The 13,225-nt window shown below is 49.1% G+C and carries 10 protein-coding genes; 9 read left to right on the top strand and 1 reads right to left on the bottom strand.

What is annotated here, in order from left to right; all coding sequences use genetic code 11:
• Positions 1-82 precede the first annotated feature (82 nt).
• From E5342_RS02235 to E5342_RS19565, 9 genes are all read left to right on the top strand, one after another.
• On the top strand, positions 83-1,504 hold the full coding sequence (locus E5342_RS02235) for a rhamnulokinase (protein WP_135958728.1): 1,422 nt from the start codon (positions 83-85) through the stop codon (positions 1,502-1,504).
• 38 nt (positions 1,505-1,542) lie between these two features.
• Positions 1,543-2,802, top strand: a complete 1,260-nt coding sequence (locus tag E5342_RS02240) for an L-rhamnose isomerase (protein ID WP_135958729.1) — start codon at positions 1,543-1,545, stop codon at positions 2,800-2,802.
• Positions 2,802-3,827 (top strand): L-rhamnose/proton symporter RhaT, encoded by a 1,026-nt coding sequence (rhaT, locus tag E5342_RS02245; protein ID WP_121735680.1) that lies wholly within the window; start codon positions 2,802-2,804, stop codon positions 3,825-3,827. Before E5342_RS02240 ends, rhaT begins: the two co-directional genes overlap by 1 nt.
• 11 nt (positions 3,828-3,838) lie before the next feature.
• Positions 3,839-4,639 carry a rhamnulose-1-phosphate aldolase gene (rhaD, locus tag E5342_RS02250; protein ID WP_121735658.1) on the top strand — a complete coding sequence of 267 codons (801 nt, stop codon included), beginning with the start codon at positions 3,839-3,841 and terminating at the stop codon, positions 4,637-4,639.
• 3 nt (positions 4,640-4,642) lie between these two features.
• Complete coding sequence (locus E5342_RS02255; protein WP_121735659.1) at positions 4,643-6,391, top strand: alpha-L-rhamnosidase C-terminal domain-containing protein; 1,749 nt, start codon at positions 4,643-4,645, stop codon at positions 6,389-6,391.
• A 68-nt stretch (positions 6,392-6,459) separates the two neighbouring features.
• Positions 6,460-9,042 carry a family 78 glycoside hydrolase catalytic domain gene (locus E5342_RS02260; protein WP_135958730.1) on the top strand — a complete coding sequence of 861 codons (2,583 nt, stop codon included), beginning with the start codon at positions 6,460-6,462 and terminating at the stop codon, positions 9,040-9,042.
• 147 nt (positions 9,043-9,189) lie between these two features.
• Entirely contained in the window at positions 9,190-11,376 is a 2,187-nt protein-coding gene (locus E5342_RS02265) for an alpha-L-rhamnosidase C-terminal domain-containing protein (protein ID WP_432707214.1), read from the top strand.
• 110 nt (positions 11,377-11,486) lie between these two features.
• Positions 11,487-11,651, top strand: coding sequence for a hypothetical protein (locus E5342_RS19270; RefSeq protein ID WP_005856488.1), 165 nt, complete (start codon positions 11,487-11,489; stop codon positions 11,649-11,651).
• A gap of 128 nt (positions 11,652-11,779) precedes the next feature.
• Entirely contained in the window at positions 11,780-12,148 is a 369-nt protein-coding gene (locus E5342_RS19565) for a DUF6169 family protein (protein WP_282593903.1), read from the top strand.
• 41 nt (positions 12,149-12,189) lie between these two features.
• Here E5342_RS19565 and E5342_RS02275 read toward each other — a convergent pair whose 3' ends face one another.
• Positions 12,190-12,831 (bottom strand): HU family DNA-binding protein, encoded by a 642-nt coding sequence (locus tag E5342_RS02275; RefSeq protein WP_135958733.1) that lies wholly within the window; start codon positions 12,829-12,831, stop codon positions 12,190-12,192.
• Positions 12,832-13,225: the final 394 nt, after the last annotated feature.

Genomic DNA, 13,225 nt, shown 5'->3' on the forward strand with positions numbered 1-13,225 from the left:
AGGTTTAAAATCATTTTCGTAAGCAAATATAGCAATAATGCTTCTACTTTTGCTTTCGTCAAACAAATAACTTTGTTAAGCCATGAAGGAATATAATTTTCTAGCCTTTGATATAGGGGCTACCAGTGGACGGGCCGTGCTTGGAACCTTAAAGGATACCAAATTTGAAATGAAAGAGATTCATCGGTTCCCGAATCCGATGGTGGAATTACACGGACGGTTTTATTGGGATATCTATCATCTCTATACTTCTCTTATAGAAAGCTTGACGATATGCGCCCGGCAAAGAATCCGGTTACACTCAATTGGAATAGATACATGGGGAGTGGATTTTGGGTATGTGGCTTTGGATGGCTCTTTATTGGGTTTACCTCGTGCTTACCGAGATCCTTATACGAACGGCGCTCCCGAGGACTTTTTCAAACGGATTCCCAAGGAAGAGGTCTATAAGCGGACAGGTATTCAAGTGATGCCTTTTAATAGCTTGTTCCAGCTTTTCAGGGCGGGGCAAGATTCGTTTATCCCACAGGAAGTGGCAGAAAGGATATTATTCATACCGGACCTTTTGGCTTATATGTTGACGGAGCGTATGGTATGTGAATATACGATTGCTTCCACGTCTCAATTATTGAATCCGGAAACCCATAAATTCGATTACAAGCTCTTGGAGGCCGTGGGTGTATCTCCTACCTTGATGTGCCCGGTCGTAATGCCGGGAACGTTGATCGGGCGGTTGAGCGAGTCGATCGCCCGTAAGACAGGAATCGGGGAAATCCCGGTAATCGCCGTAGCCGGTCACGATACGGCGTCGGCGGTAGCGGCTGTCCCGGCTTCTTCTCCTAATTTCGCTTACTTGAGTAGCGGTACTTGGAGCTTGATGGGTATCGAGGTGGAGAAGCCGATCATCAACGAGGTCTCTTTCAAGAATAATTTTACGAATGAGGGGGGCATCGAGGGTACGACCCGCTTTTTGAAGAATATTACAGGTATGTGGATCTTAGAACGTTGCCGGGAGCAATGGAAGCGGTTCGGATTGGATTATTCGTACGATGATATGGTTCGGATGGCGGAGTTAAGCGAGTTTCCCTCCTTGATCAATCCGGATGATCCTCGTTTCGCCAATCCTGAGAGTATGCTACGTGAGATTACGGCCTATTGTGAGGAAACCGGGCAAGCTGTTCCCGCTTCGGACGCCGATTATATACATTGTATATTTTATAGCTTGGCGAATCGTTATAAAGAGGTGTTGGAAATACTCAAATCGATGTCGCCACATCCGATCGAACGATTGCATGTGATAGGTGGGGGCTCTCGGAACGATCTGCTGAATCAGTTGACAGCTAACGCTATCGGTATTCCCGTATTGGCAGGCCCGTCTGAGGCGACAGCCATTGGAAATTGCTTGATACAGGCTAAGTCGGCAGGATTACTGACGGATTGTTGGGAGATGCGAAGACTGATAGCCACCGCATTCCCTCCCAAGGAATTTTATCCGGAAAGGTGATACACATTGAAATCATATAAATTTAAAAACATCATACCATGACAAAAGACAGTTTAATTCAACAGGCATTTGACGTAGCGGCAGAACGTTATGCGGCCGTAGGTGTAGACGTTCGTAAAGCTTTAGAGGATATGAAGAAAATATCCCTATCCCTGCATTGCTGGCAGGCCGATGACGTAAGCGGTTTCGAGAACCAAGGCGGCTCCTTGACCGGTGGTATACAAGTGACTGGCAATTATCCGGGACGTGCCCGTACTATCGATGAGTTGCGCTGGGATGTATTGAAAGCGAAATCCTATATCCCCGGTAATCATCGGCTTAGTCTGCATGAGATCTATGGGGATTTCCAAGGGGAGAAAATAGACCGTGACGAGGTAGAACCTCGCCATTTCGAGAGTTGGATGCAATGGGCAAAGGAGAATGATTTCAAGCTAGACTTTAACAGTACCTCTTTCTCGCACCCTAAAAGCGGAGATTTGACCTTGGCGAACCCCTGCGATGATATCCGTAACTTTTGGATCGAGCATACGAAGCGTTGTCGCTGGATCAGTGATGAGATGGGTAAAGCCCAAAACGATCCTTGTATGATGAACCTTTGGATACATGACGGGAGCAAGGAAGTACCGGCTAGCCGTCTACGTTATCGCCGTATCTTAGAGGAGTCTCTGGATGAGATATTCGCTACCGAATATAAATGGATGAAAGATTGTATCGAGGCGAAACTATTTGGTATCGGCTTGGAGAGTTATACGGTAGGATCCTATGATTTTTATTTGGGTTACGGAGCGAAAAAGAACAAGATCGTTACCTTAGATACCGGCCATTTCCATTTGACGGAAAGTATCGCCGATAAGGTTTCCTCCCTGTTGTTGTTTACGCCCGAGATCATGTTGCACGTAAGTCGTCCGATCCGTTGGGATAGCGATCATGTCGTGATCTTGAATGACGATGTGCAGGATTTAGCCCGTGAGATCGTGCGTTGCGACGCCTTGGACCGGGTACATATCGGTTTGGATTATTTCGACGCTACCATCAATCGCATCGGTGCTTACGTTGTTGGTAGCCGTGCCACGCAAAAAGCCTTTATGCTCGCTTTGCTGGAGCCGATTGCCTTGCTTCGCCAATATGAGGATGAGGGCAAGTATTTCCAGCGTCTTGCCTTGCAGGAGGAAGCGAAAAGCCTGCCTTGGGGTGCGGTTTGGGATATGTATTGTCTGCAAAGCGGAGTTCCCGTAGGAGAGTCTTATATCGCTGAGATCGAGAAATATGAGTTTGACGTTACCTCAAGACGGCAATGATAGAGATCGGGATCGGGTTGTTGATCATTGCGATCGGTAGTTTCGGGCAAAGTAGCTCGTACGTACCGATCAATAAGGTCCGGGATTGGAGTTGGGAAAGTTTTTGGTTGGTGCAAGGTATCTTCGCTTGGCTGGTTTTTCCTTATCTTGGGGCGATGTTGGCGGTACCGGAAGGGAGTACCTTACTGGAGTTATGGTGTTCGCCGGGTAGCTTGGGAGCGGTTATCTATGGCATGCTCTGGGGTGTCGGCGGGTTGACTTTCGGGTTGAGTATGCGTTATCTGGGCGTAGCTTTGGGACAGAGCATCGCCTTGGGTACATGCGCCGGTTTTGGTACGCTTTTCCCGGCTTTGTTCGGTGGAACGAATCTGTTTGAGGGAACCGGATTGATCCTGTTGACCGGTGTTTGCATTACCTTAGCGGGTATCGCCGTGATCGGTTACGCCGGAAGCCTGCGGGCCCGGAATATGAGTGAGGAGGAGAAGAAAGCGGCGGTGAAGGATTTTGCCTTGACTAAGGGTTTGGCGGTAGCCTTGCTTGCCGGTGTGATGAGCGCCTGCTTCAATTTGGGTTTGGAATCGGGAAACGAGGTGCTGGCGAAAGCGAAAGAGGCGGGAGCTAGCGATCTGTTCGCCTTGAATCCCGTGATACTGTTGGTTACTTTGGGCGGCTTTTGTACGAACGCTGTGTATTGTATTTTCCAGAACGTGAAAAACGGGACGGGTAAGGATTATTTCTCGGTATCGGGAGGTACATTGCTGAATAATGTCTTATTTTGCGCTTTGGCAGGTGTGCTTTGGTACTCGCAGTTTTTCGGGTTGGGGATGGGAAAGAGCTATTTCTCGGATTCCCCGGTTATGCTGGCTTTCTCGTGGAGTATCCTGATGTCGCTGAATGTTATTTTCAGTAATGTCTGGGGCATCTTATTAAAAGAATGGAAGGGCGTGGATCGCCGGACGATCGTGGTATTGATTACTGGCATGTGCATCTTGATCCTTTCCTTATTATATCCGAATATAGTTTAATTAAAATAGACATGATAACACTAAGAAACAATGAACGCCTAATGGCGGAAATAGATCGTATCGCCGAGGTCGCCGGCTATTTGTGGATCAAGGGGTGGGCCGAGCGAAACGGAGGAAATATATCGGTGAACCTGACTACTTTATTGAGCGAGGAGGAGAAGGCCTTGCCGGCTTTGGTTTCCTCGATCCCCTTGCAAGAGGCGATGACGGCCTTATGCGGGCACGTCTTTTATGTGACGGGTACCGGAAAACGGATGCGTTACGTGGCGAAAGATCCTTTTGCCAACGGCTCTTTGATCCGTATCGCCGCCGATGGGAAATCGTATGATATCTTAGCGGAGCAACCGATCCAGCCGACTTCTGAGTTACCTTCCCATTTACTGATGCACAATTTCTTGCGTGCGAAGGGACGGGATAACCGGGTGGTATTGCATACGCATCCGACGGATATTATCGGTATGACGCATTGCAAGCCGTTCTTGGATTCGGAGAAGATTACCCGCACGTTATGGAGTATGATCCCGGAATGTCGGATTATCGTGCCGAAAGGGGTCGGTATCGTTCCTTACGAGATACCGGGCACTTTGGCGTTGGCGCACGCTACGATCCGCCAGTTGGAGGAGCACGACGTGGTGTTCTGGGAGAAGCATGGTATCCTTGCCGTCGGTGAGGACCTAATCGAGTGCTTCGATGCGATCGATACGTTGAGTAAATCCGCCCAGATCTATTTTAGTGCCCGCATGACCGGTTACGAGCCGGAAGGTATGACGGATCAGCAATTGGATGACTTGGTTCTGGCTTTTGGACTCTAGCGTATGCGAAAGAAATTAATCATTCTATTCATAGGGATCGGTTCGTTCACGTTGTTCGCCCAGCAGCGAGACCATCGGACACGGGAGTATATCGCCCCGGTCCGTATTGTCTGGCAGCAAGATAGTTCGCGAATTACGGGAGCGGACCATTTGCTTGTTTCAGGCAACGGACAGTCGGATTTGGCGAATAATCGGTTGTGTGTGTTGAAAAGTACGCCAACCGAACATCCCGCTTTGCTGCTTGATTTCGGGAAGGAGTTGCAAGGCGGTCTTCAGTTGGTGACCGGTATGCCATCGTCTCACGATCCGGTTTCCGTGCGGGTTCGTTTCGGCGAGTCCGTTAGTGAGGCTATGTGCGAGATAGATGGTGCGAACGGGGCGAGCAACGATCATGCGATGCGGGATTTCGTGGTATCGCTTCCTTGGCTGGGTGTGCAGGAGATCGGTAATTCCGGTTTCCGTTTCGTGCGTATTGATGTATTGGGTGATTCTACGGAGTTGCAATTAAAAGAGGTCCGTGCGATCTCCACGTTTCGGGATATTCCTTATCTGGGCTCTTTCCGTTGTAATGACGAGCGGTTGAACCGGATCTGGAAGACTGGTGCATACACGGTTCACTTGAATATGCAGGAATATCTATGGGACGGCGTAAAACGGGATCGTCTGGTCTGGGTGGGGGATTTACATCCGGAGGTAATGACGGTCAGTTCCGTCTTCGGTTATAATGAGGTGGTTCCTAAGAGCCTGGATTTGATTCGGGATATTACGCCGCTGCCTAGTTGGATGAACGGTATCAGTTCGTACTCGATCTGGTGGTTGTTGATTCAGCGGGATTGGTATTATTACCAAGGGAATCTTGCGTATCTACAAGAGCAACGCTCTTATATGACTGCTTTGTTGCGTCACTTGATCTCGAAGGTTGACCCAAGCGGACAAGAGAAACTGGATGGGAACCGTTTTTTGGATTGGCCTTCCAGTGAGAATACACCCGCTATCGATGCCGGTCTTCAATCTCTGATGATACAGGCCATGCGTGCGGGAGAGGAGTTATGTACCGTCTTGGGTGAGGATGTGTTGGCCTCGGAGTGCCGTGCGGTAGCTTCCAAGGCTGTAACGTTTTCCCTTCGGAAGAAATCCCGGTTCCCTTCGGAGAAAGATCGGATTACGCCTGGGGATAAACAAGCCGCCGCTTTGATGGCTTTGGCAGGTATCATGGATGCTAAGGAGGCGAACGAGCGTTGCTTAGCCGTGGACGGGGCGAAAGGCTTCTCTACGTTTTACGGGTATTATATGTTACGGGCGATGGCATTGGCTGGTAATTTCCAAGGTGCGTTAGATGTGATCCGTACGTATTGGGGAGCTATGCTGGATGTAGGTGCTACAACGTTTTGGGAGGATTTCAATATGGAATGGCTTCCGGATGCCGGGCGTATTGACGAGCTGGTTCCTGCGGGAAAGAAAGATATTCATGGGGATTATGGGGCGTATTGCTATCAAGGTTTCCGTCATAGCTTGTGCCATGGATGGGCTTCGGGACCCACATCGTGGTTAAGCGAGTACGTATTGGGCGTACAAGTGGTGGAACCGGGTTGTCGTACGGTGCGTATTGCCCCGCATCTGGGAGATCTCGAATGGGTGGAAGGTACGTTTCCCACGCCTTATGGGGTGATTGAGATCCGGCATGAGAAAGATATGGGCGGCAAGGTCATCAGTAAAATTCATGCTCCTAAAGAAATCCGTGTCTTGCGATAGAGACGGGGGTATGCCCCGTCTCTACGACAATAGGTGGAAATTTAATTACTAAAATATATGATGCTACTATGCGAATAAAACAGTTCATTTATATCTATGCTTTCGCCATCCTCTTATTAGGCGGTTGTGAAAGCAATAATGAATTAACGATACCTGCTAATCTCCGTACGGAATACCTTACAGAGCCTATCGGCTTGGATACTTCGTCTCCTCGCTTTACATGGGAATATGCTGGAAATGAGGAGGGCTTTAAGGCTTCTCGCTATGAGATACGGATCGGCACGAGCCCGGATGACCTGCGGCCTTATGCGGAAGGAATGGCCCTGAAGCCTCATACCCGTTATTACTGGAATGTTACGGTATGGGATGGTGAGGGGCGTCCGTGCGCTACCTCGGAGACGGTTTCTTTCGAGACCGCTAAGTTCAATCCCTCGGATTGGTCCGCCTCTTGGATTACCGATCATAAGGATAAGGAGTTCGAGCCTGCCCCTCTGTTCCGCAAATCTTTTCTGGTGGGCAAGAAAGTGAGGGATGCCCGTGTGTACGTAGCATCCGCCGGGTATCATGAGTTATTCATCAATGGCGAGCGGGTCGGAACGAATTATCTGGACCCGGGGTATACGCATTTCGATAAACGTATCTTGTACGTGACGCATGATGTTACCTCTTTGCTGAAGCAAGGCGACAACGCCGTGGCCGCTGTTCTGGGAAACGGCTGGTACAATGAGCAGTCCGTGGCGGTATGGAATTTCCATGAGGCACGCTGGCGGGATCGTCCCCGCCTGCTATGTGAGTTACGTATTACCTATATGGATGGTACGACGGAGGTGATTGGTTCGGACGAGACTTGGAAGACTTCCACCGGAGCCTATACCTATAATAATATATACAGCGGCGATAAATTCGATGCCCGGCTGGAAGAGGCCGGATGGAAAACCGCTCATTTCGACGATAGTAAATGGGAAGCGGCACTTCCGGCGCAGGCTCCGGCACCTCTGTTGGTAGCCCAGCAAATGCCGGGAATCCGCATTACGGAAGAGGTGAGGCCCGTGTCGATGAAACGTTTCTCCGATCAGTTATATGTATATTCTTTCCCTAAGAACATGTCCGGCCTTTGCCGCTTGAAGGTGAAAGGTGAGGCGGGAACCCGTATCACGTTAAAACATGGTGAGTTGTTGAAGACAGACGGTCGCTTAGAGCAAGGCAATATCAATGTATATTATCATCCGGTCAAGCCGGACGAGGTATTCCAAATGGATGTCTTTACCTTGAAAGGTACGGGAGAGGAGGAGATCTTCATGCCTTCCTTCTCTTATCACGGTTTCCAATACGTGGAGGTGGAGAGCAGCCGTCCCGTTACTTTAACGGAAGAGAACTTGACCGGCTTGTTTATGCATACCGATGTCCGTCCGTCCGGTTCCTTCGCTTGTTCGAATCCTCTATTGAATAAGATATGGGAGGCTACGATGCAGGCTTACCGCAGTAACCTGCACAGTATCCCGACCGATTGTCCGCAACGGGAGAAGAATGGCTGGACCGCTGATGCCCATATTGCGATCGACCTCGGTTTGCTGGGCTTTGATGGTATCACGCTTTATGAGAAATGGATGGATGATATTATCGACAACCAGCGTGAGGCGGGTGAGATTTCCGGTATCATTCCTTCCAGCGGTTGGGGATATGGCGAGTGGCCGGGTCCGGTTTGGGACGCTGTCATGTTTATCATCCCGAACGCCTTGTATGATTATTATGGCGAGTCTCGCAGTATAGAACGCTTATATCCTACGATGCTGCGATATCTGGATTATTTGAAGACGAAAGAGAAAGACGGTTACTTGCCGTTTGGCTTGGGTGACTGGGTGTATTGGAAAGCTACGACGAATAATGAATATACCTCTACCGCCTACTATTATCTGGATTATAAGTTGATGGCTCGCTTCGCCTCTTTGCTGGGCAAGGATGCCGCTCCTTATCAAGAGAAAGCGAATACGCTCAAATCCTTGATCAACCGGAAGTTCTTCAACGCCGAGACTGGTGTGTATGCCGAAGGAACCCAAACGGCGCAAGCCTTGGCCTTGTATCTGGGACTTGTACCGGAAGGAAAGGAACAACTCGTGGCGGATAAGCTGCGTGAGGTGGTAGCGGGAAATAACTATTTCTTGGACTTCGGTCTTTTAGGCAGTAAGACCGTTCCGGCCATGCTTACGAAATATGGCTATATCGAGGATGTCATGAAGATGATCACGAAGACTGAGGCACCTTCTTGGGGATATTGGGTAGAGACGATGGGTTACTCCACATTGCCGGAGACGTGGACACTTAGTCCGGAGTTTGCCGACGCTTCCTTGAACCATGTTTTTATGGGAGATGTCTCCGCTTGGATGATGAATCAGCTGGCTGGTATCAATCATGACGACTCGGCTCCGGGTTTCCGTCATATCCGTATCACACCTCATTTCGTGAAAGAACTGGATTGGGTGAAAGGTGAGTATCATTCCGTACGCGGCCGTATCGCCAGCGAATGGAAACGGGAAGGGGATAAGGTTATGCTTACCGTGACGATTCCGGCTGATTGCTCCGCCGATATCGTGGTAGGCGATCAGACTGAGACCGTATCCGCCGGTACGCATACATTTACGTATCCTGTATGATCTTATAAATCCGCTGTTTATTGCCGTGGGCTTACGATGGGCATTGTAAGCGGTTTACAATGCCCATTGTTAGCTTCTTACAATGCCCATTGTTAAATACTTAAATGAAGAGATATGAAAAAACGTATATGTTCCTATTGGTTGGGGATGCTGGTGGCACTATGCTTACTGGATGCTTTCTCCTTGTCTGCTCGAACTGTTTTCCCTTGGAAAGCCCAATGGATTAATACCGAGCGTTGCCAAAGCGCTACGAATACTTGGTTGATCTACCGTAAATCATTCGCTGTGACGGATGTCCCGAATCAACTCATCGCCCGTATCGCCGCCGATTCCAAGTATTGGCTTTGGATCAACGACCAACTGGTTGTCTTTGAGGGTGGCTTGAAAAGAGGACCTTCTCCTTCCGGGACTTATTACGATCCGGTAGATATCGCCCCTTACCTGACAAAAGGCTCGAACACCATCGCTATCTTGCTCTGGCATTTCGGGAAAGACGGTTTCAGCCATATTAACAGCGGGAAAGCGGCTTTGTTATTCGAGGCGATCGCTCCGGGACTGGAGATCGTCTCCGACGCGAGCTGGCAGTGCGCCTTGTATGAGGCCTATCAAAATACCGAGGCCCCTTTCCCGAATTACCGTATGCCGGAGAGTAATATCCGCTTCGATGCCCGTCAAGCGATAACAAACTGGAACCGTACGAGTTTCGAAGGTTCCCTTCCGGGGGCGGTCTGCGTCGGTAAGGCGGGGAAAGCTCCTTTCGGGGAGCTGGTGGAACGTCCGATACCCCAGTGGAAAAACAGCGGCCTGTTATCCTATGTATCCGTCCGGGAATCCTTGAAAGGCGATACCTTGTTCTGTCGTTTGCCCTATAATGCCCAGATCACTCCGTATCTGAAAGTAGAGGCGGAGGCCGGGAAGACTATCCACATCCGGATGGATAATTACGAGGGAGGAAGCGAGCGCAACGTACGTGCCGAATATATCACCCGTGAGGGTGAGCAGGAATACGAAAGCTATGGCTGGATGAACGGCCATGAGGTCTATTACATCATCCCCGAGGGCGTGAAGGTGCTGGATGTGAAATACCGTGAGACCGGTTACAACACGGACCTCGCGGGCTCTTTCCATTGTGACGACCCGTTCTACGACGAGCTTTGGCAACGTTCTGCCCGCACCTTATACATAACGATGCGTGATAATTATATGGACTGTCCGGATCGTGAACGTGCCCAATGGTGGGGTGACGAGGTGAATGAGCTAGGCGAGGCTTTCTATGCCCTTTCTCCGTCCGGGCAGAAACTAGCCGTAAAAGGCATCCATGAATTAATGAATTGGCAGCGGGAGGACGGAACGCTCTACGCTCCGGTTCCGGCGGGTAATTGGGATAAGGAGCTTCCTTTACAGATGTTGGCGTCTATCGGTTGGTACGGTTTTTATACGCAATATTATTATAGTGCCGACAGTAGTTTCGTACCGATGATATACGACCGGATGCGCCGTTACCTGCACGAGGTTTGGCAAGTCGATAAGAGTGGCTTGGTGATCGAGCGTCAAGGTGCTTGGAGTTGGGGCGACTGGGGCGAGCACGTCGATATGGGTGTATTGACCAATTGCTGGTATTATCTGGCCTTGAAAGCGGAGCGAGCCTTCGCCCTGCAACTCGGCAAGGATAAGGATGCCGATGAGATCTCCCGGATGATGCGTAGCATAGAACGTTGTTTCGACACGAAGTTCTGGACGGGTTCCGCCTATCGCTCCCCCGGCTATAAAGGGGAGACGGACGATCGCTCCCAAGCCATGGCGGTTGTTTCCGGGCTGGCCTCGAAAGATAAGTACCCGGCGCTGACGAAGGTACTTAAAAAGGAGTATCACGCCAGCCCTTATATGGAGAAGTATGTCCTAGAGGCCCTTTTCCAGATGGGCGAGCCGGCGTTTGCCTTGGAACGGATGAAGCAACGTTACACCCGTATGCTGGATTATGCCGAATACACGACCTTGTTCGAGGGATGGGGCATCGGAGCCGAGGGCTTCGGCGGCGGCACGATCAATCACGCTTGGAGCGGTGGCCCGCTTACCTTATTGAGCCAGAAGGTCTGCGGTATCGAGCCAACCTCTCCCGGCTTCCGTACCTTTAGGATTGCGCCTCAACTGGGTTTCTTATCGGAAGCCTCTGCCAGCCTAGAGACTCATTATGGAACCATCCAAGTAAGCATCAAGAAGAAAGGCAAGCGATTGAGGTTCGATCTCCAAATCCCGGAAGGTACCTCCGCCGAACTGATAAGACCGAACGGCACTCGCAAGCATCTCGGCCCGGGGCACTATCAAGTGGATTAGTGATCTGTGTGTTTGTTATATTTCTCAAAAACAGAAGCAAAGAGTAAATATTTTGGTAAAGAACGGAATTTATCCTACATTTGTAATATATAAGTATTATATCGAAGGATATGGAAAAAGAGAAAAATAGCAAGATTACCAGAGAAGAGGCTTTGCGTCGGTTGGAGACCGCACGGAAGCTAAAGCGAGAGTATGTAGCTAAACTGGAAAAAGAGATGAAAGAAGAGTTTAAGAAACGTACAGGGCAAGAAGCTACTTATTTTGAAGTATGGTAAGCCTTAACCTTGAACGTATAAATTCTAATTCTCCTTATGCGGTAACAGCTCTTAGGGATTCTATGTGTTTCCGGTTTGTTACGGACTTTGGTGTGATTTATTATGTCAGTTTTCTCGAGGACGAATTGATGCTTAGTGATGAATCCTATCAATTTATTATTGCTAATACGAATAATAGAAAGTCTCCTCGTGATTCTAAGTTGAGGCGGGCGATAATGGCGATAGTCTATGAGTTTTTTGAATGTTCTAATACAACTCTGTTGTATATTTGTGAGACAGGAGATAGCAAGCAGAGTATGCGCAATCGCCTTTTTGAGTTTTGGTTTCATTCCTCGCCGCGTAAATCTGATTTCGCTTTCATGTCTGCGGACATCCGAGATGCGGATGGGATACAGAATTATGCGGCGATTATTATTCGACTCGATAATCCCAATTTGAAGTCTATAGTCGCGGAGTTTACTGAAACAATACAAATACTTAGTCAAAAGCCGGAGTAAAATGTATGTATTTTCTCCGGCCCGGGGCACCATTGGGTGGATTAGTGATCGCCCTCTGTTTTCCTGCGGACATACACCCGGTGGCTTCCATAACCCGATAGGGTAATTCCACTCGCCGGGTCGCTACTGAGGCGTAGTAGCTCACGGTTTGCGCTACTACGTTTTAGTCCGGTGACAGCCATGTAGTCTTGTATGCGCAAGAAAGGATGTTCATCCAGGTAATCCAATGCCCGTGTCCGGCGTTCCTCTTCGGTGAAGGGCGATTTCCGGACACGGCTGATACCTCCCCGTCTTAAATCGCAACGCAGGTTAGTCTCCCGTATCAGCTCCTTGTCGGCCCGGTAGTTGATACCATTCACCTCAATGCTCCGTGCGTTACGCTTCGGTTCGTCACCATCCAGCGAGTCGATCTCCTTGTTCTTCGCCACGCCTAGGCGGGGCGTGAACGTACCGATGCCATCCAACGTGACCGACTGCCCTTCCGCCATGCAATAGGCCAGATGTTCCGCTACTGTCGTCATCACCTGTATTACGCTACCCCTGCTCAAGCCCGATCCGGGGTAGGTGATCCGTTCCACGAAATCCTCCATGTCCATGTTCCGTTGTATCTTCATCCGATAATACACAGGCTTTTCCCCCGTCCCGTTCAGGTCGCACATCTCTTGCTTGATATATTCTGCCATAACTGCTACTAGGTATAATTGTTTGTATCTTCAAGTTAAAAACATTCTTCTTACTATATACAAATATACTTATTACTTGATCTATTTCCAAATTATCACCGTGGAATATATAGACCACGTCGTGATTTGTATATTCCACGTCTTGATCTGTACAGACCACGTCGTGGTTTGTAGAATTATATAGTATGCGAACAAGAATCCATAAGCTATCGAGCAAGGATTCATATAGGAGTAGAGCGTTTTTTGCTTAGGGGAGTAGAGGGTAGACAGGAAGGTAAAAGAACGTATACTGCGTAAATAATGTACGTCCGTATACCTTATATCCGCGTATTTATGTATATTTGTATGGCGAATTGGTGCTGAAAAATGTGATGATTAGCTATGTTTATCCGCG

Source organism: Parabacteroides distasonis, assembly GCF_004793765.1.
Lineage (GTDB): Bacteria > Bacteroidota > Bacteroidia > Bacteroidales > Tannerellaceae > Parabacteroides > Parabacteroides distasonis_A.

Coding starts and splice junctions, on each gene's coding strand:
- E5342_RS02235 (WP_135958728.1), top strand. CDS start 83: ATGAAGGAATATAATTTTCTAGCCTTTGATATAGGGGCTACCAGTGGA.
- E5342_RS02240 (WP_135958729.1), top strand. CDS start 1,543: ATGACAAAAGACAGTTTAATTCAACAGGCATTTGACGTAGCGGCAGAA.
- rhaD (WP_121735658.1), top strand. CDS start 3,839: ATGATAACACTAAGAAACAATGAACGCCTAATGGCGGAAATAGATCGT.
- E5342_RS02255 (WP_121735659.1), top strand. CDS start 4,643: ATGCGAAAGAAATTAATCATTCTATTCATAGGGATCGGTTCGTTCACG.
- E5342_RS02260 (WP_135958730.1), top strand. CDS start 6,460: ATGCGAATAAAACAGTTCATTTATATCTATGCTTTCGCCATCCTCTTA.
- E5342_RS02265 (WP_432707214.1), top strand. CDS start 9,190: ATGCTGGTGGCACTATGCTTACTGGATGCTTTCTCCTTGTCTGCTCGA.
- E5342_RS19270 (WP_005856488.1), top strand. CDS start 11,487: ATGGAAAAAGAGAAAAATAGCAAGATTACCAGAGAAGAGGCTTTGCGT.
- E5342_RS19565 (WP_282593903.1), top strand. CDS start 11,780: ATGCTTAGTGATGAATCCTATCAATTTATTATTGCTAATACGAATAAT.
- E5342_RS02275 (WP_135958733.1), bottom strand. CDS start 12,831: ATGGCAGAATATATCAAGCAAGAGATGTGCGACCTGAACGGGACGGGG.